This window comes from Klebsiella sp. CTHL.F3a, assembly GCF_019890895.1.
Classification (GTDB): Bacteria; Pseudomonadota; Gammaproteobacteria; order Enterobacterales; family Enterobacteriaceae; genus Klebsiella; species Klebsiella grimontii.
This window is the reverse complement of record NZ_CP082360.1, coordinates 5,227,167-5,249,114: the sequence shown is the minus strand read 5'-3', so window position 1 is coordinate 5,249,114 and position 21,948 is coordinate 5,227,167. Positions and strand designations below refer to the sequence as shown.

At 56.9% G+C, this 21,948-nt stretch carries 24 protein-coding genes and 1 pseudogene; 11 read left to right on the top strand and 14 right to left on the bottom strand.

Annotated elements, in window-relative coordinates; genetic code table 11:
- Positions 1 to 410: 410 nt before the first annotated feature.
- Positions 411 to 1,823 carry an aminotransferase-like domain-containing protein gene (locus tag K7H21_RS24575; RefSeq protein ID WP_087828879.1) on the bottom strand — a complete coding sequence of 471 codons (1,413 nt, stop codon included), beginning with the start codon at positions 1,821 to 1,823 and terminating at the stop codon, positions 411 to 413.
- A 177-nt stretch (positions 1,824 to 2,000) separates the two neighbouring features.
- Here K7H21_RS24575 and K7H21_RS24570 point away from each other — a divergent pair, with 177 nt between their 5' ends.
- The 4 genes from K7H21_RS24570 to K7H21_RS24555 all read left to right on the top strand — a co-directional run bounded on the left by K7H21_RS24570 (position 2,001) and on the right by K7H21_RS24555 (position 4,975).
- Entirely contained in the window at positions 2,001 to 2,165 is a 165-nt protein-coding gene (locus K7H21_RS24570) for a DUF1127 domain-containing protein (RefSeq protein WP_004098259.1), read from the top strand.
- A 217-nt stretch (positions 2,166 to 2,382) separates the two neighbouring features.
- The gene (locus tag K7H21_RS24565) at positions 2,383 to 2,847 is read left to right on the top strand and encodes a MarR family winged helix-turn-helix transcriptional regulator (RefSeq protein ID WP_004128530.1); all 465 of its coding nucleotides are present in this window, start codon (positions 2,383 to 2,385) and stop codon (positions 2,845 to 2,847) included.
- Positions 2,848 to 2,853: 6 nt separating this feature from the next.
- Positions 2,854 to 3,921, top strand: a complete 1,068-nt coding sequence (locus tag K7H21_RS24560; RefSeq protein WP_049113042.1) for an HlyD family secretion protein — start codon at positions 2,854 to 2,856, stop codon at positions 3,919 to 3,921.
- Positions 3,911 to 4,975, top strand: coding sequence for a DUF2955 domain-containing protein (locus K7H21_RS24555; RefSeq protein WP_004128535.1), 1,065 nt, complete (start codon positions 3,911 to 3,913; stop codon positions 4,973 to 4,975). Before K7H21_RS24560 ends, K7H21_RS24555 begins: the two co-directional genes overlap by 11 nt.
- A 2-nt stretch (positions 4,976 to 4,977) precedes the next feature.
- Here K7H21_RS24555 and K7H21_RS24550 read toward each other — a convergent pair whose 3' ends face one another.
- The gene (locus tag K7H21_RS24550; RefSeq protein WP_223035427.1) at positions 4,978 to 5,892 is read right to left on the bottom strand and encodes a LysR family transcriptional regulator; all 915 of its coding nucleotides are present in this window, start codon (positions 5,890 to 5,892) and stop codon (positions 4,978 to 4,980) included.
- 312 nt (positions 5,893 to 6,204) lie between these two features.
- Here K7H21_RS24550 and K7H21_RS24545 point away from each other — a divergent pair, with 312 nt between their 5' ends.
- From K7H21_RS24545 to K7H21_RS24535, 3 genes are read left to right on the top strand one after another with little or no spacing between them, the layout of a single operon-like run.
- Positions 6,205 to 6,888: a nucleoside recognition domain-containing protein gene (locus K7H21_RS24545; RefSeq protein WP_004128538.1), complete on the top strand. Its 684-nt coding sequence runs from the start codon at positions 6,205 to 6,207 to the stop codon at positions 6,886 to 6,888.
- Complete coding sequence (locus tag K7H21_RS24540; protein WP_004128539.1) at positions 6,881 to 7,348, top strand: YjiG family protein; 468 nt, start codon at positions 6,881 to 6,883, stop codon at positions 7,346 to 7,348. Before K7H21_RS24545 ends, K7H21_RS24540 begins: the two co-directional genes overlap by 8 nt.
- Positions 7,349 to 7,368: 20 nt before the next feature.
- Positions 7,369 to 8,472, top strand: a complete 1,104-nt coding sequence (locus K7H21_RS24535; protein ID WP_087828878.1) for a M20 peptidase aminoacylase family protein — start codon at positions 7,369 to 7,371, stop codon at positions 8,470 to 8,472.
- 59 nt (positions 8,473 to 8,531) lie between these two features.
- Here the strand turns inward: K7H21_RS24535 and K7H21_RS24530 are convergent, their stop codons facing one another.
- From K7H21_RS24530 to K7H21_RS24515, 4 genes are all read right to left on the bottom strand, one after another.
- Positions 8,532 to 8,786, bottom strand: coding sequence for a putative Se/S carrier protein (locus K7H21_RS24530; RefSeq protein WP_004128543.1), 255 nt, complete (start codon positions 8,784 to 8,786; stop codon positions 8,532 to 8,534).
- The gene (gene yjiL, locus K7H21_RS24525; RefSeq protein ID WP_223035426.1) at positions 8,783 to 9,550 is read right to left on the bottom strand and encodes a putative 2-hydroxyacyl-CoA dehydratase activator YjiL; all 768 of its coding nucleotides are present in this window, start codon (positions 9,548 to 9,550) and stop codon (positions 8,783 to 8,785) included. Before yjiL ends, K7H21_RS24530 begins: the two co-directional genes overlap by 4 nt.
- Before the next feature lie 8 nt (positions 9,551 to 9,558).
- The gene (locus tag K7H21_RS24520) at positions 9,559 to 10,710 is read right to left on the bottom strand and encodes a double-cubane-cluster-containing anaerobic reductase (RefSeq protein WP_004128548.1); all 1,152 of its coding nucleotides are present in this window, start codon (positions 10,708 to 10,710) and stop codon (positions 9,559 to 9,561) included.
- Positions 10,711 to 10,792: 82 nt separating this feature from the next.
- Positions 10,793 to 11,032, bottom strand: a complete 240-nt coding sequence (locus K7H21_RS24515) for a DUF2164 domain-containing protein (RefSeq protein ID WP_004128551.1) — start codon at positions 11,030 to 11,032, stop codon at positions 10,793 to 10,795.
- Between the two features lie 373 nt (positions 11,033 to 11,405).
- Here K7H21_RS24515 and K7H21_RS24510 point away from each other — a divergent pair, with 373 nt between their 5' ends.
- Positions 11,406 to 12,617 (top strand): phosphoadenosine phosphosulfate reductase, encoded by a 1,212-nt coding sequence (locus K7H21_RS24510; protein WP_004128554.1) that lies wholly within the window; start codon positions 11,406 to 11,408, stop codon positions 12,615 to 12,617.
- Positions 12,617 to 13,243, top strand: a complete 627-nt coding sequence (locus tag K7H21_RS24505) for an IbrB-like domain-containing protein (protein ID WP_004128557.1) — start codon at positions 12,617 to 12,619, stop codon at positions 13,241 to 13,243. The genes K7H21_RS24510 and K7H21_RS24505 overlap by 1 nt, the downstream gene beginning before the upstream one ends.
- 9 nt (positions 13,244 to 13,252) lie before the next feature.
- On the opposite strand, the gene mdtM is transcribed toward K7H21_RS24505, so the two are convergent.
- From mdtM to K7H21_RS24485, 4 genes are all read right to left on the bottom strand, one after another.
- The gene (gene mdtM / locus K7H21_RS24500) at positions 13,253 to 14,494 is read right to left on the bottom strand and encodes a multidrug efflux MFS transporter MdtM (protein ID WP_170101018.1); all 1,242 of its coding nucleotides are present in this window, start codon (positions 14,492 to 14,494) and stop codon (positions 13,253 to 13,255) included.
- Positions 14,495 to 14,657: 163 nt separating this feature from the next.
- A complete protein-coding gene (locus K7H21_RS24495) occupies positions 14,658 to 15,947 on the bottom strand; it encodes a DUF445 domain-containing protein (protein ID WP_004128562.1) in 1,290 nt (429 codons plus the stop codon).
- Entirely contained in the window at positions 15,940 to 16,602 is a 663-nt protein-coding gene (locus tag K7H21_RS24490; protein WP_004128563.1) for a LysE family translocator, read from the bottom strand. Before K7H21_RS24490 ends, K7H21_RS24495 begins: the two co-directional genes overlap by 8 nt.
- A gap of 46 nt (positions 16,603 to 16,648) precedes the next feature.
- On the bottom strand, positions 16,649 to 17,464 hold the full coding sequence (locus K7H21_RS24485) for an AraC family transcriptional regulator (RefSeq protein WP_049113054.1): 816 nt from the start codon (positions 17,462 to 17,464) through the stop codon (positions 16,649 to 16,651).
- Between the two features lie 29 nt (positions 17,465 to 17,493).
- Between K7H21_RS24485 and K7H21_RS29435 the strand changes: the two are divergent.
- Positions 17,494 to 17,571: pseudogene (locus K7H21_RS29435) on the top strand (hypothetical protein); the annotation flags it as partial.
- 518 nt (positions 17,572 to 18,089) lie between these two features.
- Positions 18,090 to 19,460: an NAD-dependent succinate-semialdehyde dehydrogenase gene (locus K7H21_RS24480; RefSeq protein ID WP_004128567.1), complete on the top strand. Its 1,371-nt coding sequence runs from the start codon at positions 18,090 to 18,092 to the stop codon at positions 19,458 to 19,460.
- Positions 19,461 to 19,505: 45 nt separating this feature from the next.
- Here the strand turns inward: K7H21_RS24480 and K7H21_RS24475 are convergent, their stop codons facing one another.
- The 4 genes from K7H21_RS24475 to K7H21_RS24460 all read right to left on the bottom strand — a co-directional run bounded on the left by K7H21_RS24475 (position 19,506) and on the right by K7H21_RS24460 (position 21,891).
- Positions 19,506 to 19,826 (bottom strand): hypothetical protein, encoded by a 321-nt coding sequence (locus tag K7H21_RS24475; RefSeq protein ID WP_004128569.1) that lies wholly within the window; start codon positions 19,824 to 19,826, stop codon positions 19,506 to 19,508.
- Positions 19,826 to 20,371 carry a YfaZ family outer membrane protein gene (locus tag K7H21_RS24470; RefSeq protein ID WP_087828874.1) on the bottom strand — a complete coding sequence of 182 codons (546 nt, stop codon included), beginning with the start codon at positions 20,369 to 20,371 and terminating at the stop codon, positions 19,826 to 19,828. Before K7H21_RS24470 ends, K7H21_RS24475 begins: the two co-directional genes overlap by 1 nt.
- A gap of 348 nt (positions 20,372 to 20,719) precedes the next feature.
- Complete coding sequence (gene yjiA / locus K7H21_RS24465; protein WP_223035425.1) at positions 20,720 to 21,676, bottom strand: GTPase; 957 nt, start codon at positions 21,674 to 21,676, stop codon at positions 20,720 to 20,722.
- A gap of 11 nt (positions 21,677 to 21,687) precedes the next feature.
- Entirely contained in the window at positions 21,688 to 21,891 is a 204-nt protein-coding gene (locus K7H21_RS24460) for a YbdD/YjiX family protein (protein ID WP_004108577.1), read from the bottom strand.
- Between the last annotated feature and the right edge of the window lie 57 nt (positions 21,892 to 21,948).

The window sequence follows — 21,948 nt, the reverse complement described above, 5'->3', positions numbered from 1 at the left end:
GATTTTTATATTTAGAGTTTCCCGTATAGGGAATGAGTGAATGTATCGGGATTATTATGGGAAGGCAATCAGGTCAGTTTTTTCAAAAATAAATGGTATATATTTGCTGGTGAATCATGCGGTTAGCTATATTGGTGGGGTTTTCTTATATGCTGGTTATTTAGCAAAAAACTTTTTGTTATTTTGGCTTTAGTGGTCATTCGCTAATTGTTTACTGCCCTGGGGTTATTATCCAGCATATTACGCTGCTGCGTGCGGCAGTAGGATTATTTATATATGCGGTGATATGAGCGCATTATAAGGTCTTAGGTGTAGGGAGAAGAGAAATCCCGGAGGCGGCGCTTGACGCGCCTTGTCCGGGCTACCGGCCCGCAGACGATGGGGAACCGGTAGTCCCGATTAACGCAGACTCACTCCATCGCCACTTTCACCGCTTCCCCCAGCTGCACCATCACCTCTTTATGCTTCTCGATCGGCGGCAGGGCGCAGTTGATCCTTAAGCAGTTGCGGTATTTCCCGGATGCTGAAAACAGCGATCCCGGCGCGACCTGTATCTTCAGGCGACACAGCTGCTTCGCGACGCAGACCATATCCACCTGCTCCGGCAGCTCGACCCACAGCATAAAGCCGCCTTTCGGGCGGGTAACGCAGATCCCGCAGGGGAAAAACTCCCGCAGCCAGCAGGTGTAGATCTCCATATTACGCTGGTAGATCTGCCGCATCCGCCGCACGTGGCGGTGATAGTGGCCTTCGCGAATAAAGTTACAGGCCGCCAGTTGGGTGGAGGGGACGTTGGTGCCGCTGGCGGCATATTTCATCTGCAGCAGACGATCGTAATAACGGCCGGGGGCAATCCAGCCGATGCGCAGGCCGGGAGCGATGGTTTTGGTAAACGAACTGCAGAGCATCACCCGTCCGTCGATATCCCAGGAATGGATGGTGCGCGGGCGCGGGTATTCGGTCGCCAGTTCGCCGTAGATATCATCCTCAAAGATAACGATATCGTGGCGCTGGGCGAGGCATAGCGCCGCCCGCTTGCGGGCATCCGGCATGATAAACCCCAGCGGATTATTGCAGTTGGGGACCAGGATCACCCCTTTGATCGGCCATTGATCGAGCGCCAGCTCTAACGCCTCGATGCTGATCCCGGTTTCCGGATCGGTGGGGATCTCGATGGTTTTTAGCCCTAATCCGCGCAGCATCTGCATGGTGCCGTAGTAGCAAGGGGATTCGACGGCGACGATATCGCCGGGCTGGCACACCGACAGCAGCGCCAGCGACAGCGCGCTGTGGCAGCCGCTGGTGAGCACCAGGTCGTTGGCGGTGACCACCGATCCGCCGTCGAGCATCAGGCGGGCGATCTGTTCGCGCAGCTCGCGACGCCCGGCCAGCTCGTCGTAGTTCAGCACTTCGCTAAGGTTGTGCTGAATTGCCCGGCTCAGCTCGCGCCAGATAGGCTTCAGGCTTGGCTGAGTGACGTCCGGCGAGCCGCCGCCGAAGGGGATAATCGATTTGTCGTGGCGGGCGTCGAGCATGGTCAGCACCTGATCCCACTGGGTGATCTCGACGGGGCGCTGGACCGGACGCGACATCGGCGGTACCGGCGGCTGGGCTTTACGCGGGGCCACGAAATAGCCGGATCGCGGCTGCGGCACGATCAGCTGCTGCTGTTCCAGCATCTGGTAGGCCTGCTGAACGGTGCTGATGCTGACACCGTGTTCCTGGCTCAGGCTGCGTACCGACGGCAGCTTTTCGCCGGGGCGATACAGCCCCTGTTCGATGCGTTCTGCCAGCAGGCTGGCCAGATGTTGATAGCGGGTCATGCTGTATCCTTGATCGTCGCCATACAGATCAATAAACCAGTACAGATTGGCGGTAAAAATGAGGTCTGCTGTACGTTTTAGCGAATCTGTATGTTAAAGAAAAGTATTTTGTGAATCTGTATTGTTTAGCCCCGGATCCGTGAAGATAAAGCCTCTGGCAAGGTGAGGAGGTAGAGGATGGAATTTCACGAGAATCGGGCAAGACAGCCGTTTATCGGCTTCGTATTTCTGGCGCGGATAATCAAAAAATGGTGGCTTCGTGAACAAACGCGCAGGACATTGCAGCGTATGAGCGACGAACAGCTAAAAGATGTCGGGCTGCGTCGGGATCAGATCAATTAAAAAGTGCGATTTTTTCCCTGGCATTTCCCCGGAGGCGGCGCTTGAAGCGCCTGTCCGGGAGGCTACCAAACCGCGCAGTTCTGTAGCCCCGGTAAGCGCAAGCGCGACCGGGGATAATACATTCATAGAATTTATCAATTCATGCTTATCCACTCTTCGTTTCTTGATACTTATCGTGATAAGTATTATTTTCCTTAGCGTTATGTGAGGAAAAAAGATGACCGAAGACGACCTGTTTGCCCGCCGCCCGATGGGCATGCGCATGGCGATGGTGGTGCGCCAGTGGCGCGCGATTATTGATTCTGCCATTACCGACACCGGCCTGACCCAGTCAAGCTGGACGGTGCTGATGCAGCTGCATCAGCTGGGGGATAACGTCTCGGTCAGCGAGCTGGCGGAGGTGCAGGGCATTGAGCTGCCGCCGCTGATGCGCACCCTCACGCAGCTGGAAAAGCAGGGCTATCTGCTGCGTTCTACATCGCCTTATGACAAACGCATACGCCTGCTGACGCTGACGGCGGAAGGCCGCGCTATTCTGGAGAAGCTGAACCGCGTGATTGAGACCTATCAACAGCGCGTCACCGAAACCCTCCCTGAAGCGCAGCTCGCCGCCTTTAGCGCCACGTTAAATCAAATCGCCTGCAATCTGCGGACTATCCGCGAAGAAGATAACAAGATCTAAAACACTATGATGACCCCTGAACAGAAATTTGCCCGCTGGGTAAGGGTGAGTATTGCCGCCTTCCTGGCCATATTCGCCTGGTTTATCGTTGCCGATATCTGGATCCCGCTCACGCCGGACTCCACCGTGATGCGCGTGGTCACGCCGGTCTCGTCGCGCGTCTCCGGCTATGTCTCCCATGTCTATGTGCACAACAACAGCCAGGTGAAGAAGGGCGACCTGCTCTATGAACTGGATCCGACGCCGTTTATCAATAAAGTGGAAGCGGCGCAGATCGCCCTTGAACAGGCGAAACTCAGCAACCAGCAGCTGGACGCGCAGATCGCCTCTGCCCGCGCCAACCTGCGCACCGCCCAGTACACCGCGCGCAACGATAAGGTGACCTTCGATCGCTACCAGCGCCTGAGCACCATGCAGAACGTCTCTCAGTCGGATCTGGATAAAGTGCGTACCACCTGGCAGACCAGCGAGCAGTCGGTCAGCGCGCTCAACGCCAGTATCCAGAATCTGCTGATCCAGCGCGGCGAGCGCGACGATGAGCGCAACGTCACGCTGCAGAAGTACCGCAACGCGCTGGAAGAAGCGCAGCTTAACCTCGGCTGGACGAAGGTCCGCGCGGAGACTGACGGCATGGTGAGCAACCTGCAGCTTAACCCCGGTCTGTACGCCACCGCCGCCACGCCGCTGCTGGCGCTGGTGAGCAATCAGACCGATATCGTCGCCGATTTCCGTGAAAAGAGCCTGCGCCACACCGGCGTCAATACCGATGCCGCGGTGGTGTTTGATGCGCTGCCGGGGAAAGTCTTCCCGGCGCACGTCACCAGCAGCGATGCCGGTATTCTGGCCGGCCAGGAAGAGGTCAATGGCCAGCTGTCGCAGCCGGAGCAGTCTACCCGCTGGGTGCGCGACGCGCAGCGCATGCGTATTCACGTTGCCCTGGACGAGCCGCTGGATAAGCCGCTGCCCACCGGCGCCCGCGCGACGGTACAGCTTTATAACAGCGATGGCCCGTTTGCCCGCACCTTTGCCGGCGCGCAGATCCATCTGGTGAGTCTGCTGCACTATGTCTATTAATACCCTGGCGCGGGTTTTCACCCCGCACGGCAACATCGTCTATACGGCCAACGATTTTCGCCAGACGCTGCGTATCGCCGTGGCCGGCACTATCGCACTGAGCATTTCGACCTTCTACGACGTACAGTACGGCGTCTTTTTCGTGGTTTATCCGCTGATGCTGCTGTCGCTGGTGCCGGTATTTAACCGCCACGTGGCGCGGCAGTTTGTGTTCAGCGCGGCGGTAAACTGCGTCGAAATGGTGCTGATCGTCGGCTATCTGTCGCAGTGGCCGGTGATCATGACGCTGGTGGTGTTTGGCCTGTACGTGATGCGCTTTCGCTTTATGAGCCAGGGGCCGCTGTTTTTGCTGGGATCGATGGGCGTGGTGTGTCAAAGCACGATGCTCAACTTTATGAGCTATCCCACCAGTAACTGGCACACCCTGATGTTCTCCAATATGGAGGCCTGCGTGATGGCGGTAGCGCTGAGCGCATTGCTCAACTACTTCATCCCGGACGTTGAACCGCGCAAGCCGCCGCCGCGCATTGAAAAAGACGCCGCCCGTATTCGCCACGAATCGCTGCTCTCCGGCAGCGTGGCGACAATGATCTTTGTGATCTTTCAGGTCTGCGATCTGAGCGACTCGCTGTCGGCGCTGATGGCGGGGATTTTAATTCTGTTCCCGATGCACTATCGCGGCGCGGTGATCAGCTCGATCTGGCGTGTGGTGGGGGTAGTGCTGGCCTGCCTTTATATTCTGGTGGTGCAGCTGATTATCTACGACTTCAGCAACCATATGTTGCTGATGATGCCGCTGATTGGTCTCGGCCTGGCGTTTAGCGCCCGTCTGCACGTGATGGAGAAAGTGGGGGCTGGCGTTGGCTTCGCCAGCATCACCACCATCGGCATCATGTTCGGTCAGAACCTGCATCCGGACCAGGACCTGGTGTTCAGCGATCTGTACCGCATCACTTCCGTCACCGTGGCGCTGATCGTCACGCTGACCATGGTCTTCCTTATGCATCGGCTGCTGAACTGTTTTGCGCCAACGCGGTTTGTGGTGACCGAATAAGCTCAGGCCGCCAGCGCCCGCTGCGCGTCGCGAAAAGCGTTGTGCAGCAGCCGCCACATATGATGCGCCGCCGGGGAAAAGCGGCGGTCGGAGTTGCGTAGCAGGTGGCACTGGGCGCTGCTGGCGATAGGATGGTCGATGGGGACTGCGGTCAGAATACCGTGGGCGATCGCTTCCCGGGCGGCGTATGCGGTCATAAAAGAGATCCCCAATCCCGCCTGGCTCAGGCTCATGGCGGTGGAAAAGAGGTTGCAGCGATAGGCCGGATGAAACTGCCGTCCAGCGGTTTTGAACATGGCGTTCATATGACGCTGCAGGCCAAAGCTGTCGGTGAGCGCGATCAGGCGATATTGCGTAAGCTCATCGATGGTGACGGCGGGCAGGGCAGCGATGGGGGGCTGTGGCGAGACCACGGCGCAGATAGGGCCCCACTGGAAGCTGTGGCGTTTAAGCTCCGGGTTGCCGATGGGGCCAAAGGCGACCGCCATATCCGCTTCGCCGCTGGCGATATCGTTGAGCATCTCCTGCATGCTGCCGACAATAATATCCACGAATACGTTAGGCCAGGACTGCGCAAAGGTGCTCATCACCGATTCAATAAAGGTGGTGACCAGCCCGCCGCCAATCCTCACTGAAATTGTCCCGCCGCGCATATGGCGTAAATCCTTCAGGTGACTTTCCAGCTTTTCCCGGCGTTGGCGGCTTTCGAAGTAGTCCTCCGCCAGCAGGCGTCCTGCTTCGGTGAGCACCACGTTTCGCCCCTGCCGTTCCAGCAGCGGCAGCTCCAGCGCCCGTTCCAGCTGCGCTATCTGGCGGCTGATGACTGACGGGTTGATGCCCAGCATATCGGCGGCCCGGCGAATGCCTCCCTGAATCCCGACTTCATACAGATAGCTCATTGGCCTCTCATGCAACATCGTTTCTCGCTCCTTTGTTGACCTGTAGTCAACAATAACACCCTTTCACAGGTATTTATCATCCCGGCAAGTTATAGATAATCGTAATTCGGACAAAAACTGACAGGGAGGAAAATTCTCATCGCTTATTTCCGGCGTGCTATTAAGGTGGCAATGCTCGGGAAGGTGAAGAATAAGAAATGGTGATGATGCTGAGTAAGGGAATATGGAAAAGCCTATCAGTGAAAATAATAAATTCGAATAACAATAAATTGACATAATTTCAAATTGCAAACAATCGCACTAACATTTCATTATGTGAGAGGACAGGGTATGAGTGAAAATAAAACGTTGGAATGTTCCTCCGACGAAACGGCAAATGAGTGGAAAGTCGGGCCCGGCGCCTGGATTTCACTGATCATCGTATTGTTAGTTTTCTCCGGATTATTGTTTAAGGTTGAAGGCATGGCCTGGCTGGGGGCGTTTGACTTTACCACCCTCGGCGGCGCGTTCGGCACCATGAAAACGCCGGAAACCAACACCTTTATCGGTAGCGGCGGCATCAGCGCCAAGGCCGGCTTCCTGTTTGCCCTGTCGCTGGTGCCGACGGTGATGCTGGCGCTGGGGCTGCTGGAGATATTTACCCACTACGGGGCGATCCGCGCGGCGCATAAGCTGCTGACCCCGCTGCTTCGCCCGCTGCTTGGGATCCCGGGTTATACCGGCCTGGCGCTGATTACCGATTTACAGAGTACCGATGCCGGCGCGGCGCTGACCAAAGAGCTGTATGACAGCGACAAAATAAATCGTAAGGATCTGGTTATTATGGGCGCCTGGCAATATTCCGGCGCCGGTCTGATTAATAACTACTTCTCGATTGGCTCAGCGCTGTTCGCTTCATTAACCATTCCTATCATTATTCCGCTGCTTTTAATGTTTGTGCTGAAATTTGTCGGCGCGGCAATCACGCGTCTGGTTCTGAATACCGCTTATAGAAGGGATTTTGAAAATGAATAATTCGGCAAAAGTCGGCAGTAACCCGTTCGATATTTTCGTTATCGGTGCGCGCAAAGGATTTAATATCGCCATCAACAATCTGATGCCGAATGTATTAATGGCCTACGTGATCGCTGAAATGCTCAATTTGCTCGGCGTGATGCAGATCATCGGCCACGTCTGCGCGCCGCTGATGGGCCTGTTTGGCCTGCCGGGCGAAGCCATTACCGTATTGCTGACCTCCTGGCTTTCCGCCTCTGCGGGAACCGGCGTGGCGGTGAGCCTGTTGAGCAAAGGCACCCTCAACGTGGCGGATATCACGATTCTGATCCCGGCGATTTTCCTCATGGGTTCGCAGCTTCAGTACATGGGGCGCCTGCTCGGCGTGGCGGATGTCCCGAAAAAATATTGGCCGCTGCTGATGGCGGTGAGCATTATCAATGCCGTCATCGCCATGCTGGTCATGCGCGTGATTGCATAATAGAAGGCAAGGAGTAAGACGTGTCGCGAACTTTAGAGCATTTCAATTATCTGCACCAAATCCCTGAACTGGGCTTTGAGGAGCACAAAACGTCGGCATACATCGGCGATGCATTAGAAGCCGCGGGGTTTCAGGTTCAACGCAACGTCGGCGGCACCACCGGCATTGTTGCGCTGCTGGATAGCGGTAAGCCGGGGCCGGTCGTGGCGCTGCGGGCGGATATGGATGCGCTGGGCCATATCATCGATGGCCGCTTAGAGGCTCGCCATACCTGTGGTCATGACGGTCACTCTTCGGTGGTGTTGACCGCCGCGGAAGAGATCCTCGCCGAAGGGCTGGTGAAGCGCGGGAAGCTGAAAATACTCTTTCAGCCCGCTGAAGAGCTGGGCACCGGGGCGATCGCGCTGACGGAAGCGGGCGTGCTGGACGACGTAGAGATGCTGTTCGGCTTCCACCTCAGGCCGCTGGAGGAGTGTCCGAAGGGCAAGGCGGTCCCGGCGATGTACTACTCCGCCTCGGCGACGGTGATGGTCGATTTCCACGGCAAGGCCGCGCATGCCGCCCGGCCTCATCTGGGCGTTAACGCGCTGGATGCAGCGTCGCACGCGGTGCAGGCGGTAAACGGGATTCATCTGGCGCCTTCCCTGACCTGGAGCGCTAAAGCGACGCGCTTTCTGTGCGATGCGGGAGTGACCAACTCGGTGCCGGCGAAAGCGCACGTGTGCTGGGATCTGCGCAGCGCGGAAAATGACGGCATGGCGACGTTGAAAGAGCGGGTGGTGCGGGCGATAGAGAGCAGCGCGGCGGCTTACGGCGCCACCGTCGATATCCAGATCGTCAAGGAGATGCCCGCCGCGATTATCGACGAACAGGCTACGGCTATCGTCAGCCAGGCGATTCGCGAAACGTTTGGCGAAGCCGGCTTAACGGCGGCGAAGAGTACGCCGGGCAGCGAGGACTTTTTCCACTACCTGCGCCTGCGTCCACAGGTGAAAGGCGGGTTCTGGGGTCTGGGCTGCGACCTGCTCCCGGGGCTACATCATCCGGAGATGCGCTTCGACCGCGCCGCGCTGGCGGATGGCGTGCGGGTGTTTAAATCCTGCATTCGCCAGTTGCTGGGCTGAGGGAACAAACCCGGATATTGTGCTCGCTGTACGCCGCCGGGCGATGATTCGCGCCTGGGTTACGCCTGCGGCGGAAACTGAGCCAGCAGCTGATAATCATCCCCGGCGACGCGAAACAGGGCTGCCGTTTGGCCGGGGAGAATCCACTTCTGTTCTTCGCCCGGCGCACAGCTCAGATAAATGCACAGCCCGCAGCCGCCGCGCAGCTGGCGCGGAATGTCCTTCACCCGGAAGGACGCCCCCGCCGCCTGCAGGGCTTTGCGCATCCGCACTACCCCCACCGTTGAGTGAAATAAAAACAGATATTCCGTCACCGGCGGCTCCTCTGACGTAAGCCGATCAGCGCTGCGCCGATCGCCCCGGCAAACTGCGCGTCGGGATGCGTCTGCACCGCCATACCCACGTGCCCCTGCAGCCTCCGCGCGAAGGCGGCGCAGTGGCTGACGCCGCCGGTAAACAGCAGCGGCCCCTGTGCCGAAAGACGACCGATAAAATTGGCGCTGCGTCGGGCCATGGCGTTGATCACCCCGGCGAGGATCGCCTCCGGCGGCACCCCGGCCGAACGCAGGCTGATGACCTCGGATTCGGCGAATACCGTACACATGCTGGTAATCGCATGGGGCTCAACGCCTTCGGTGATGCTGTCGAGCTGTTCGACGCTGGCCCCCAGCGTACGCGAGATCACTTCCAGAAAGCGCCCGGTGCCCGCCGCGCATTTATCATTCATCAGAAAATCGGTGAGATTACCCGCCTCGTCCAGCTGGATAACCTTGCTGTCCTGGCCGCCGATGTCGATGACCGTCCGGGTCTGCGGGGCCAGCAGCCGCGCGCCGAGCCCGTGGCACGAGATCTCGGTGACCTGCTTATCGGCGAAATCCACCAGCTGGCGTCCGTAGCCGGTTAAGGTTAAAAAGGGGCGTTCGCTCAGGCCAGCGCGGAGCGTTTCCCACGTCTCAACGATGGCGTCGGCGGGGCGAAACGGCGTCGGGCAGAGAAAGCGGCGCTGAATCACGCCGTCTTCAAGCAGGATGCCTTTGGTAGCGGTGGATCCGGAATCAATCCCTACGGTAACGGTCACGTGCGCTCCTAAAGCATCTCAATAAAGGCCGCCACGCGGGTGCTGAGCTGGCCGATATCCGCCGTTGAATAGTCGGTCTCAATGGCGATATAGGGGATGTCGTGCTGCTGGCGCACGTGGCGTTTTATCGCCAGCGACTCCACCGCGTAGGTATGGCAGGCCTGCAGAATGACGTCTACCACGCCGTCCGCCTGATATTCATCCACCATCTGGCTAAGCAGGGAGAGTCGCTGGTCGTTCGGCGAGATGCAGGAGCAGCCGATGGCGAGATATTTATCGGTCAGGGCGTCGTAAACGTCGCCCGTCTCCTCCACGCAGCGCTCGGTGGCTTTCGCGCCGGTGCAGTTTTCAAAACCGACCACCCAGCCGCCGTTGTCCTCAATGGCCTTCACCACTTTTTCCGCCGCGCCGCCGATCGGGCAACCGGTGATCAGAATACGCGGCCGCGCCGCCAGCCGTTTGCCCTCTTGCCACTGCAGGCGTACCCGATCCGCCATGTCGTTGAGCTCATCGATCAGCGCCGCTTTATCGAAGCGGAAGGTCGCGCCGTAGACCACTTTTAAAATATCGCTGCCGCTGAGCGCGGGCGGGTTGAGCTGCCCGACGCGATAAAAGTTCGCCAGCGCCCGCCGTTCGCGGTTCTTGAGGATAATCGCCTCGCGCAGGGCGGCTTCGGTGATCGGCGTACCAAAGCGATCTTCCACTGCCTTCTGCAGGCGCAAAATTTCCGCTTTCCATAACGCTCGCGAGGCATCATCGCTGGCGCTGTTCGGCAACTGCATCACGTGTACGGCTTTGAATTCGGCCATGTATTCGTACATTTTCTTTTTGCCGTCGCAGGTGGTTTCGCCCACCACGAGGTCGGAAAAGTAGAAGTAGGGGCATTTGTCGGTCTTGCCAAAGCCGTAGCTGCTTTTTATCAGCGGACAGAGGTTGCGCGGCAGATCCTTTTCCGCCTCTTCAATCGTCTCGTCGGAGGTGGAGCACAGCGACACCACCACTGCGCCGGCGGCCAGCGGAATTTCCTGCGGCATAAAGGTGCAGTAGGTGCCAACCAGCGGTATGTTTTGCTCTTTAAGCTCCATGACCGTGAGGAAACCCTGCTGGCGGGCTGCGGAGAAGTGGTCAAAGATGGCGGGTAGATCGGTGATAAGCGACATGGTTTTCCTTCCCCGTACACGGGAGATGATGAAAGAGGTCGCATTATACCCCTGTTTATTGCATGGATTTATTGATCTCCCGCTAATAGACTTTTTTCAGGTCCATCTCTTCCTGAATCCGATCGCTCCACGCAAGGTGGGTGGCGATGGCCGCATCAATCCCGGCGTTATAAAACATTGGACCCAGCTCTTTCGCAATAAAGTCGACAAAGAATTCCGCGTCAAATTGCTCCAGCTCCAGCTCAAAATTCTCTTCGCAGTATTTACACAGCTTCTCGCGCAGCAGATCGCGTTGCGGCGGGCTGAGATCGATATCGCTCATGGCGTTCCTTAATCAATATTGTTACGGTGAATCAGGGCCGCTGATTATATCCGATAGCGACGCTCCCGTGGGGTTATAGCGTGATGTTTTTGGTCGCAGTGAAGGAGAATGAATAAATAGTTCAGGAGATAATTGTGACAGAGGTCACGGTATTCCCTGTGTAATGGAGACTATAAGAGATATTATCATAACTTTATGAATTTAAATGAGATATTATGATTTTTATGATGTGAATAACATTTAGTTGCGCTCGCCTTTTTTCAGCATGTCGGTATCTGGATGAATAATCTATGAACCTGATTTCAGGTTATCTGGCTTACGGGATTTTTCTATAAGTACATTCTGACGGCGATTCATTTATCAGGGGTGAAGGATGAAACGCGTAAAACTGGATATGAATGTTTTTGACGCTGCTCTGATGCGCCTGGATTGGGTATTTGATACTTTCGAGCAGGTCTGTTTATCTTTTTCGGGTGGCAAAGACTCAACGGTATTATTTCATCTGGCGGCGGCCGTTGCGCGTAAAAAAGGGAAAAAGTTTGCGGTATTGTTCGTGGACTGGGAAGCGCAGTATTTATTAACTATCCAGCACGTGCAAAATATGAAAGAGCGCTATCAGGACGTGGTGAGCCGCTTCTACTGGGTGGCGCTGCCGATGACCACGGTGAGCGGCGTATCGCAGCATGAGCCGGAATGGGTCGCCTGGCGGGCCGGTGTTGAATGGGTAAGGCAACCGCCGGATGACGCCATCACCGATATCGATTTTTTCCCTTTTTATCAGCCGGAAATGACGTTTGAAGCCTTTGTTCCGGCCTTTTCGCACTGGCTGGCTGCCGGGAGAAGCCTCGCTTCGCTGATCGGTATCCGCACCGACGAGTCGCTACATCGCTACATGGCGCTCACTTCGCCGACCAAACTGCGCTTTGAGGACGATAAGCCATGGACCACCGCCTCGCCGGAAGGGTTCAGCTACACCTGCTATCCCCTCTATGACTGGCGGACCCGCGACATCTGGATCTTTAATCACAAGTCGCGGCTCCCCTACAACCCGCTCTATGACCTGATGCACCGCGCCGGCGTACCGCTGAAAAATATGCGCGTCTGCGAGCCCTTCGGCCCCGAGCAGCGGCGCGGGCTGTGGCTTTATCACATTCTTGAGCCGGAGACCTGGGAGCGGATGTGCCGTCGGGTCTGCGGCGCGCACAGCGGCGCGATTTACGCCAACGCCAGCGGCGACTATTTTGCGCTGAAGACCAAAATCCGCAAACCGGCGCATTTTAGCTGGCGTGAGTATGCGCTCTTTCTGCTCGACAGCATGCCGGAAAAAACCGCCGAGCATTACCGCAATAAAATCGCTATTTATCTGCACTGGTACCAGACCCGCGGTTTCCCTGACGATATCCCCGATGAGCAGGAAAAAGATCTCGGCTATCGCGATATTCCCTCATGGCGTCGCATCTGCAAGACGCTGCTGAAAAACGATTTCTGGTGCCGGATGCTGTCGTTCAGCCCGACGCAGCCTAAGCACTATGAGCGTTACTGTCGGCTGGTGAGTAACAAACGTAAAGAGTGGAGGACGCTTTGATGTCACCGGATGTGGCTAAGACAGTGATTGAGTATCTCGAGTCGTTTGACGATATTGACCTGAAAATCAAAGCGATTAACGAGCTGAAGAGCCTGATCCACCAGCACAGTCCTTTCTGCCGCGAGCCGGTAGACTGCGTGCTGTGGGTCGAAGCCAACACGGTTGAGGCGAATGACTACAACCCGAACGTGATGGCGACGGTGGAAAAAAAGCTGCTGGAGCGCTCTATCGAACTGGATGGTTTTACCCAACCGGTAGTGGTAGCCCGCCAGCAGCGACGCCACCTGGTTGTCGACGGCTTTCATCGCCATCTGATTGGTAAGAGTCGCCCGGAGCTGAGCCGCCGCCTGCATGGGTATCTTCCGGTGACGCTCATCAATGCCGAGCGGGAGGGGCAGAAAGAGCGTATCGCCGCCACCATTCGCCATAATCGCGCCAGGGGCAAACATCAGATCGCGGCGATGTCCGACATCGTCCGCGATTTACATCGCCAGGGGTGGGACGACCGGCGCATCGGCGAAGAGCTCGGTATGGATGCGGATGAGGTGCTGCGCCTGAAACAGATCAGCGGCCTGACGGAGCTGTTCGCCGACGAAAGCTTTAGTGAAGCCTGGACCGTGGAGTAGCGCCTTTCGCTACTCCTGAGCCAGCGCCGCTTCCGGCTGCTGGCGTATCCGGCTTAATAAACCCGCCAGACAGCACGCGGCCGCGATCCCCGCCGCCACCCCCAGCAGATGAAAAGGCAGCCTGCCGCCGTTAAACCACAGCCAGCGCGCCGCTTCGATAGAGAGCGCGCTGACGCTGAGGATCACGATGTTCAGCGACGCGGAAACCGTGCCTTTTGGCAGATCGTTTGAAAACAGGGTAAAGCGGAACAGCGTTGGGAAGATCAGCCCGATGCCGAAAGCATAGAAGCAGGTGCCGAGCACCGACCACAGCCAGACGTGCGGCCACAGCAGGTTGCCGAGGATCAGGATCGCCAGCCCGGTCATCTGGATGGGCACCGCGCGCCAGATAAAGCGCGGGCGGGTGGGATCTTTTACCCAGCGCGCCACCGACAGGTTGGCAATAATCACCGCGCTGAAGACCGGTACCTGGGTCCAGGCGAACTCGGCGGTAGTCAGCCCGCCGTCGTCAATCAGGATAACCGGCGAGACCGCAACCCAGCTCATCAGTGGAATATAGCTGAGCGAGAGCGTGGCGGCGCCGAACAGAAAAACGCGGTTGCGGAAAACATCGCGGAAATCGCGCAGCACGCCGCTGGCGCTGAAGGGGACGTCGCCGCGCCGGACGGTCTCCGGCATATTCAGCAGCAGCCCCAGCCAGGCGATAAACCCCATAACGGCAATAATCCCGAACAGCGCTTTCCAGTGCACGAAGTGCATCAGCGCCGCGCCGGAGAGCGGGCCAATTATTGGCGCGATCAGCACGATCGAGGTAATAATCGCCATCAGCTTAATGGCTTTTGTCTGGCCGAACGCCTCCTGCACGGTGACGTAGCCGACCGTGGCGATAAAACAGATGCTGGTGCCCTGAACAAAGCGCGCGGCGAGGAACTGCTCCATTGAGGTGGTGAACAGGGTCGCGAAGCAGGCCAGGGTAAAGATCAGCGCGCCGGTGAGCAGCACCGGGCGGCGGCCGATACGATCGGAGAGCGGCCCGAGCAGCCACTGTAGCGCCATGCCGCCGGCCATATACAGGCTAACGGAGGCGGGCGCCAGCGCCACGTCGGCGTCAAAGTCGCGGACCACGTGGATAATACCCGGCTGGATAAGATCGGTGGTCAGATAGGCGGCAAAGTCATAGAGGATCAGCGCTGCCGGGAAGAACAGGGTGGCGGAATGGCGGGCAAAAAAGCGGGTCATCCATTGCAACATCGGTGGGCTCCTTGTTGAGTCTCTACGCCATAAATAGCCGTTTATGCGCGCACTATTTCAGCACTTCACACTGCAATAAATTTAGGGTCAACCTAAATATCCATGTTCTTTTAGTGGTTAATATATATTGGTGTAAGGAATACTTTAAAAACAAACAGTTGAATTAAATATGTAAATGCAGCAGCGCCGGGATTTGTGAAAAAAGCCACAGCAGCAGACCGATAGTGCCGCCAACCAGCGTGCCGTTGATGCGGATAAACTGCAGGTCCTTACCAATGTTCAGCTCGATTTGTCGGGACATATCGCGGGAGTCCCAGCTTTTGACCGTATCGCTGATATGGCGCGTCAGGAAGGTGGCAAACTCCGGGGCCACCCGGTGCGCCGCCTGCTCAAGGTGTTCGTTCAGCGATTCTCGCAGCGCCTCATCGTGGAGCAGCGTTTCGCCAAACCACTGCCCGGCTTCGGCAATGCGCTGCTTAATGCGTGAATCGTCGCTATTAACATCGTTTTTAACCCAGCCGCGCAGATCGGCCCATACCTCGCCCAGATAGCGGTTAAAGGTCTCATCGTTTTTCAGATAGGCTTTGATATTGTCCGCTTTTTCCGCCATTAGCGGATCGGACTTCAGGTTGTCGATCAGCTTCAGCGCCGCGCGATCGAAGGCCTGGCGGATCTGATGGGCGCGATCCTGACTCACTTCGTCGAGCAGCGTGTTAACCGCATCGGTAACCATTTCAGCGCTGTGCTCGCCAAGCCATTCGGTAGGCAGCAGCCTGGCTTTTAGCGGATGCTCGGTCTCCAGCCAGTGTACGATTCCGCGGGCAATAAACGCCCGCGAACTGTCACGCTGGAGCAGGGCGATCAGCTGGCTAATCAGCGAATCGAGCAGCTTCTGGTGACGGTTGTCGCGCGTCAGCCCCTCCAGCATCATAGCGCTGGTTTGGGTTAAATCGACCTTATCAATCGCTTTATGCACCGCCCGACGCAGCAGCCGCTGAATGCGCGCGTCGTCGGTGAGCTCGAGAAACCCGCTCATCACTTGCAGCAGATGCTGGCCGACCCGCCGCGCGTTTTCCGGCTGGCTGAACCAGTTACCGAGCATCAGCGCCGGTTCATAGCGGCGGATCAGCGCCACCAGCGACGGCGTATCAAGAAATTTTTCCTGCACGAAATAGCCGAGATTATCGGCAATCCGATCCTTATTACGCGGAATAATCGCCGTATGTCGCGAAACGAACGGCAGCGGAATACGGCGAAACAGCGCGACTACCGCAAACCAGTCCGCCAGCGCGCCGACCATTGCCGCTTCGGAAATAGCCTTTAGCGCACCGACCCATGGCGTTGGCGGCAGCACGAGGGTAGTGATAAAAATGGCGGCTGCAATCAGCAGCAGCGAGAGCGCCAGCAGCTTGGCGCGTTTCAGTTCAGCGAGTTTTTCCATAAGCTTAAGCATATAGCCTGACGGCGAACTCGTGCAAAAACTGCCACACAATCCAACAACCAAAAGCCATCAATACGCCGCCGGCCGTGCGCTCGACTCGCCAGACGACGGCGGAAAGGCGGCGCTGCACCGACGGTAGCGCAATCAGCGTGACCAGCAACAGATCCCATATCAACACCACGCTGGTCATCCAGGCCCCGCTGACGGCCTGCTGCACCAGCGTGACGTTCGGTCCCAGCAGGGAGGTCATCAGCGCGAGGTAGAACAGCGCGTTTTTCGGATTGAGCAGCGAAGAACCCAGCCCGAGAAAAAGCTGCTTCACCAGCGGCGGGCGCGAAGCCGAGGCGCCGTGCAGCGCCAGCGTGGCCGGGCGGCTTCTGAGCAGCAGGCTGCCAATCCACAGCAAATACGCCGCGCCCAGCAGCTCAATCGCCGTAAACAGCAGCGGCGCCTGGCGCAGGATCCCCCAGCCGATAATCGCCAGAAGAATATACAGGCCGTTTCCGGCGGCGATGCCGAGACACAGGCCAACGCTGCCGCGCAGGCGATAGCGGATGGCGTAGCCCACCAGCAGAAAAAAATCGGGTCCGGGGCTCAGCAGGGCGACAAAATGGGAGAGCGCCAGCGCGGGGAAGGCGGAGGGAAAGAGCGTAGCGAGTATGTCCATAGCAACCTCAGTAATAACCTGAGGTCACCCTACGCCAGCGCGAACGCTAATTATTGTCTGTTATTGATCGAGATTGCGCATACTGGCGCGGCGTGGCGGCGGTATAGCTGACAAAGGTTTTATGAAAGTGGCTCTGGTCGGCAAACCCGGCCTGGTAGCCCACATCGGCGATATTATCCCCGGCGCGCAGACGCGTTTTGGCGAATTCAATCCGCGCGATATTGATAAAGCTGGCGGGCGTCAGGCCGGTATCCTGCTTGAAGGCGCGGATCAGCGTCTCTTTACGCAGCGAAAACTCATCGGCGAGGCTATCCAGCGTCGGCGGCGCCTGCAGATTGGTTGCCAGACGACTGAACAAACGCGCGCTGGTTTGGCTTAGCGCTGCAGGCGCGAGCGGGCGCAGCGGCAGGCCGCGCAGCAATCGGGCGACGCTTTCGGGTAACGTGGCGGTGTTCTGCTGGCTCATCAATTCCACGATTTGCAAATACCGGGCAAAGAGTTCGGCATCGCGTATTACCGGCTGGGAGGCTATTAACCGCTCTTGATGCATATCGTTGGCCAGCTGTCGCCGGCACCAGCTTAGCTCGAGATAGAGCATATGGTAGCTGCGCGGCTGGCCGTCGCGCGGATTGCAGCTGTGGGGGGCCTGGGCGGGGATAGTAATCAGATCGCCCGGCCGCAGCAGATACTCCTGCCCGTTGCAGATACAGCGCGTTTCCCCCTCGATAATCGCCCCCACGGAGAGCTGCGGATGGCGGTGACGTTTATAGGCCTGGCGGCTGTTCCAGGTACTGCGCAGCTCCAGCCAGGGCAGCTGTTCGTCGCGCCAGAAGGTTTGCTGAATATCGCGCGTATGGCTCACGATGGGCTCCTTAGCTGAGAGGGATAGCTGTTTATACCATGCCGTTTCCGCTGGTGGATATTATCGCTGTGCCTGATGACGAAATTGTCCAACATCGAAGAGTCGCCTGACTGGAGCTGATGCAAAATATATTTATCAGCGCGATTGGCTGGGTTTTATGGAACCTCTGACGGCCATTTTGCTTAGCGGATACGCTAATGACAGGCAGCTAACACGCTGTTTAATTACCTGATTCACTCGGGCAAAGCGCTTCGGTTGGGGAAATTTATCCGCGAAGTGGGGCGCAGGCAGGGGAAGCGGGAAGGTCGACTTGAGGGCGTTTAGGAGGGGCAGCGGGCCGAAGCGCTGCGTATTGCTCAAACGATGCTCGCCGAAGGTATGGCCCTGGAAACGGTGCTGAGAATTACCGGTTTGTCTGAGGCGGACATTCGGGCCGTTATTCACTAACTCATTGATATTAAGTTTTTATTTCTGAGCGATATATGCCGATAGGGCGATCTGTTTCATTTCTGGAAAATTCTGTATCTCTCTGAGTTTGGCCGCATCCTCAGCTATCTCGACTACCCTTAATATCCTGTGCGGTATTTATGACTGCGTTAACAGCGATAACAAGGAGACATACGATATGGCTTATCAGACGGTGAATCCTGCCAATAACCAGCTTATTAAAGAGTTTCCGGCACACAGTGACGCGGACGTAGAAGCGGCTCTGCAGAAGGCGGATGCGCTTTATCATTCGCCGTGGGCGAAAGGGGATATTGACCAGCGCCTGCCGGTACTGCATAAACTGGCGGACTTGATCGACAGCCGGGTTGAAGAGTTGGCTAAAATCGCCAGCCAGGAGATGGGCAAACTGATTGAGCAAAGCCGCGGTGAAGTGAAGCTGTGCGCGCAAATTGCTCGTTACTATGCCGACAACGCCAAACAGTTTTTGGCGCCGGTGAAGTATCCGTCAGATTTGGGCGAAGCCTGGGTTGAACACCATCCTATCGGCGTGTTGATGGCTGTAGAACCGTGGAACTTCCCTTATTACCAGCTTATGCGCGTACTGGCGCCGAACCTGGCGGCGGGGAACCCGGTTATCGCTAAACATGCCAGCATCGTCCCGCACTGTGCGGAAACCTTCGCCCACCTGGTACGTGAAGCCGGCGCGCCGGAAGGGGCGTGGACTAACCTGTTTATTTCTCAGGATCAGGTGGCGAAGATTATCGCCGACGATCGCGTACAGGGTGCGGCCCTGACCGGGTCGGAAAAAGCCGGTGGCGTGGTGGCGGCGCAGGCGGCTAAACACATCAAGAAAGCGACGCTTGAACTGGGCGGAAACGATGTCTTTGTGGTCCTGGACGATGCCGATCTGGCGAAGGCGGTGAAGATCGGCGTGCAGGCGCGGCTCAACAACGCAGGCCAGGTGTGCACCGCGGCGAAGCGCTTTATCCTGCATGAAAAAATTGCCGACTCGTTCCTGAACCAGTTTACCGAGGCCTTCCGTCAGGTGAAAATCGGCGATCCGCTGGATGAGAGCACGACGCTGGGGCCGCTCTCCTCAAAAGATGCGCTGGACACACTGACCAGGCAGGTGAGTGACGCGGTGAAAAACGGCGCGAAGCTGCACCTGGGCGGTAAACCCGTGCAGCGTGAGGGCAGCTTTTTCGAGCCCACCATACTCACCGGTATTACCCGCGATAACCCGGCCTACTTCGAAGAGTTCTTCGGCCCGGTTGCGCAAATCTACGTGGTGAAAGATGACGATGAGGTGGTGAAGCTGGCTAACGATTCGCACTATGGCCTTGGCGGAGCCGTATTCAGCCAGGATATCGAAAGAGCGAAACGCATGGCCTCGCGGATTGAAACCGGGATGGTCTATATCAACTGGCTAACCGATACCGCGCCGGAGCTGCCGTTTGGCGGCGTTAAGCGTTCCGGGTTTGGCCGCGAGCTTTCCGATCTCGGGATTAAAGAGTTTGTGAATCAGAAGCTGGTGGTCGTGCATAAATAACGGCGTGAAAGACAAAAACCTGCCATCCGGCAGGTTTTTTTGTATTCACTGAACTTCAATCTTATCCCAGCCGCTCTTAAACATGCAGCTGTCGACGAGCGTATCTCTGCGCCCCTCATTGGCATCCTCAACCGTATAGCTGGTGGAAATATCCTTTTTCTTGTTCTTTTTGTCCGTTTTTTCCGAGCTTGAACCGGTAACGACGTTATCCGGGGGGAGATCGATCAGCGCCTGCGCTTCGCATTCCGTGAGCTTTTTATTCATCTCCGTATCGCTGACGCCCGGCTTCACCCATTTGTACTGGACGCAGCCTGACAGCAGCATGGTGAAGCTCAAAACGCAAAGCGCGGCGAAGCGGCTGTTCATCAGAAGGTAACCCCACCGCCGACATAGGCGCCGTCAATCAGCGTGTGGCCCGGGCGGCCATCTTTGCCGTCGACGCTGACATGACGATAGCCCACTTTCAGCGTCACCGGGGTGATGGGCGTCCAGCTTACGCCGCCGTTGGCTTCAACGTAGTTTTTGACGCTGTTGTTCAGGCCCTCCGGTGCGGCGTAGCCCTCACCATAGAGATGAATGCTGTCGGTCAGGGCCACATTGACGCCGCCGCCAATGGGAAAGGCTACGCCGTTATCGCCTTTTTTTGGGCCGAGGTAGATGGCTTTCGCGCCGGCGTTGAACATCACCGGGCCGAGTTCCAGGTTATAACCCGCGCCGACGCCGCCTGTCTGGGTACCGTCATCGGTATTTTTGAGCCAGTTGCTTTCCACATACAGGCCAGAGGAGGATTTCCCCATTTCCAGATTCAGGTTGGTGAAGTTCTTGCCCTGCTCAACGGTGCCGCCCATCGCGAGCGCGGATCCCGAGACGGCAGTCAACGCCGAGAGAAGAAGGATATTCATCTTTTTCATGTTTTATGCCTCATCATTACATTACGCGGAGGGCACCTTAACAATCGATTTTTATGACTGCAAATCAGCTAGCGATGACTGTTTTATGCTAATTTTGTTATTAGATATATTTATTTGTGTTGTTTGTTAGTTGTTTTTACTGCGGAGTCAATGGCTAATCTTTAGCCGTTGAGCGTGAGTTGAATCTTTTGGCTAAATATTCGCTGAACGGGCGAGAAAAATCGGTTGTTGACGCAATAATTGCCTTTCTAATTATTTCCAAAAACATTTCTGTTGTTACATATAAGAACAGAATTTTACATTTCATTCGCGCACTCCCCCTCCCGAAGAGGGGGATAAGCTGCGTGGCTACTTGCGAAGGCTCGCAAATGTGGTGCGAATCTCATCTTCCGGAAGCTGTATTCCAATAAATACCAGAGTGCTGTGCGGCCGCTCATCGCCCCACGGCCGATCCCAGTCGGCGCTGTATAGCCGTTGAACGCCCTGGAACAGCAGGCGGTTGGGCTCGCCATCGATCCACAGCATCCCTTTATAGCGCATCAGCTGTTCTGCAAAGGTGAGCAGCAGGTTTTCCATCACCCGCGACACCTCACTGATATCCACCGGATAATCCAGCTCCACTACGATAGACGACACGTCGTTCTGCTTATCGGCCATAAAGTGGAAGCGCGGTTTGCTGCTGACCACGTTCTCTTCCAGCATAAAGCCGCTGGTGTTAAACAGCAGGTTCAGGTCGATATCGCCGTGGGTGACGTTGTAAATCGGCGCGCGGGCGTTAATTCGTATCAGCCGTTCGCGGAGCTTGTCGCTGTCGCCCGCCACGTCAGTTTTGCTGAGCAGGATGCGATCGGCATAGCCCACCTGCGACTGGGCGATGGTGAACTGATTCATCTGCTGGTCGGCATGAACCGCGTCAACCAGCGCAATCACCCCATCCAGCAGGTAGCGTTCACACAGCACATCGTGAGAGAAAAAGGTCTGGATGATCGGGCCGGGGTCGGCCATGCCGGTGCATTCGATCACCAGCCGGTCAAACGCGATGTCTCCGCGATCGAGGCTGTCGAGCAGATCGAGCAGGGCGTCTTCCAGCTCGTTGGAGCGGGTACAGCAGATACAGCCGTTGGTCAGAGTTTTAATCTGCGTGGCGCGATCGCCGATAAGCTGGTTATCGATGGCGACTTCGCCAAATTCGTTTTCAATAACGGCAATTTTAAAGCCGTGCCGTTCGTTCAGGATATGGCGCAGCAGGGTGGTTTTACCGGCGCCAAGAAAACCGGTTAACAGGGTAACTGCAATCGGTGCCATGTTTGCCTCCATTAGCAGCAGCGTACGCCGCCTTTGCCGTCGCCGCCGTAGCGGGCCTGCTGGCGTTCGCGAAAGAATTCGTCGTAGGTCATGTACGGCTGGTCCGGATGGTTAGTCTGCATATGCTCGACGTAATTATCGTAATCCGGAATGCCGATCAGCATTTTCGCTGCCTGACCGAGGTATTTTTTTGCCTGACCTAAGTTACCAAACATTGTGAGTCCCAGAGAACGAATAAAGCCGGATGGCGGCTAGCGCCTTATCCGGCCTAC

Excerpts from the sequence above, each read along its gene's own strand:
- K7H21_RS24575 (WP_087828879.1), bottom strand. The coding sequence starts at position 1,823 with ATGACCCGCTATCAACATCTGGCCAGCCTGCTGGCAGAACGCATCGAA.
- K7H21_RS24570 (WP_004098259.1), top strand. The coding sequence starts at position 2,001 with ATGGAATTTCACGAGAATCGGGCAAGACAGCCGTTTATCGGCTTCGTA.
- K7H21_RS24565 (WP_004128530.1), top strand. The coding sequence starts at position 2,383 with ATGACCGAAGACGACCTGTTTGCCCGCCGCCCGATGGGCATGCGCATG.
- K7H21_RS24560 (WP_049113042.1), top strand. The coding sequence starts at position 2,854 with ATGATGACCCCTGAACAGAAATTTGCCCGCTGGGTAAGGGTGAGTATT.
- K7H21_RS24555 (WP_004128535.1), top strand. The coding sequence starts at position 3,911 with ATGTCTATTAATACCCTGGCGCGGGTTTTCACCCCGCACGGCAACATC.
- K7H21_RS24550 (WP_223035427.1), bottom strand. The coding sequence starts at position 5,892 with ATGTTGCATGAGAGGCCAATGAGCTATCTGTATGAAGTCGGGATTCAG.
- K7H21_RS24545 (WP_004128538.1), top strand. The coding sequence starts at position 6,205 with ATGAGTGAAAATAAAACGTTGGAATGTTCCTCCGACGAAACGGCAAAT.
- K7H21_RS24540 (WP_004128539.1), top strand. The coding sequence starts at position 6,881 with ATGAATAATTCGGCAAAAGTCGGCAGTAACCCGTTCGATATTTTCGTT.
- K7H21_RS24520 (WP_004128548.1), bottom strand. The coding sequence starts at position 10,710 with ATGTCGCTTATCACCGATCTACCCGCCATCTTTGACCACTTCTCCGCA.
- K7H21_RS24515 (WP_004128551.1), bottom strand. The coding sequence starts at position 11,032 with ATGAGCGATATCGATCTCAGCCCGCCGCAACGCGATCTGCTGCGCGAG.
- K7H21_RS24510 (WP_004128554.1), top strand. The coding sequence starts at position 11,406 with ATGAAACGCGTAAAACTGGATATGAATGTTTTTGACGCTGCTCTGATG.
- K7H21_RS24505 (WP_004128557.1), top strand. The coding sequence starts at position 12,617 with ATGTCACCGGATGTGGCTAAGACAGTGATTGAGTATCTCGAGTCGTTT.
- mdtM (WP_170101018.1), bottom strand. The coding sequence starts at position 14,494 with ATGTTGCAATGGATGACCCGCTTTTTTGCCCGCCATTCCGCCACCCTG.
- K7H21_RS24495 (WP_004128562.1), bottom strand. The coding sequence starts at position 15,947 with ATGCTTAAGCTTATGGAAAAACTCGCTGAACTGAAACGCGCCAAGCTG.
- K7H21_RS24490 (WP_004128563.1), bottom strand. The coding sequence starts at position 16,602 with ATGGACATACTCGCTACGCTCTTTCCCTCCGCCTTCCCCGCGCTGGCG.
- K7H21_RS24480 (WP_004128567.1), top strand. The coding sequence starts at position 18,090 with ATGGCTTATCAGACGGTGAATCCTGCCAATAACCAGCTTATTAAAGAG.
- K7H21_RS24475 (WP_004128569.1), bottom strand. The coding sequence starts at position 19,826 with ATGAACAGCCGCTTCGCCGCGCTTTGCGTTTTGAGCTTCACCATGCTG.
- K7H21_RS24470 (WP_087828874.1), bottom strand. The coding sequence starts at position 20,371 with ATGAAAAAGATGAATATCCTTCTTCTCTCGGCGTTGACTGCCGTCTCG.
- yjiA (WP_223035425.1), bottom strand. The coding sequence starts at position 21,676 with ATGGCACCGATTGCAGTTACCCTGTTAACCGGTTTTCTTGGCGCCGGT.
- K7H21_RS24460 (WP_004108577.1), bottom strand. The coding sequence starts at position 21,891 with ATGTTTGGTAACTTAGGTCAGGCAAAAAAATACCTCGGTCAGGCAGCG.